Source organism: Neisseria sp. P0021.S006, assembly GCF_051956895.1.
Genome location: NZ_JBQCWZ010001018.1, coordinates 1 through 531 on the forward strand (window position 1 = coordinate 1; position 531 = coordinate 531).

The window sequence follows — 531 nt, forward strand, 5'->3', positions numbered from 1 at the left end:
ATCCTGAAATGTTTTGTCATGATCAAAACTGCCGACAATACGTCCGCGGAATTGGTTTTCTGAGCTTAAAGTGCCCGAGGCATCCAATTCGATATGCCGTTTGCCGAAACGGTCGGCTAAACCATTCATACTGATTTGTTTTTTAACCGTCGGTTTTTTGCGTACGGCATTAATCGTACCTCCGGGCGTGCTGTTGGATTGGGTCAGCCCGACCGCACCGCGCACAACTTCAATGTGGTCATACATGGCAAGGTCGGTGATGTTGTGCCCGTCTCTGGCAGGACTGCCAAATATGCCCGGCGCACCAATAGTGGTAGCCATGCCGTCTTCTTCCAATTTTTCAATATAGAATCCGCGGCTTTGGAAATGGGTGCGGTTCCCTTGGCGAACGACATTTACGCCAGTCGTTGTTTTCAACGCATCTGCCAGCGTAGTAATACCTTGATCGTTAATTTGATTTTTTGTAATAACGCTGACGGATTGCGGCGTCTCGCGCGGAGTCAATGCCAGTCCTGTGGTAGAACTCATAGC

1 protein-coding gene is annotated in these 531 nt (G+C 49.3%); it reads right to left on the reverse strand.

Annotated features, from left to right (window positions below; all coding sequences use genetic code 11):
• The coding region (locus ACTHUM_RS18485; RefSeq protein ID WP_440403749.1) for a TonB-dependent receptor plug domain-containing protein at positions 1 to 531 on the reverse strand (531 nt) is incomplete at both ends.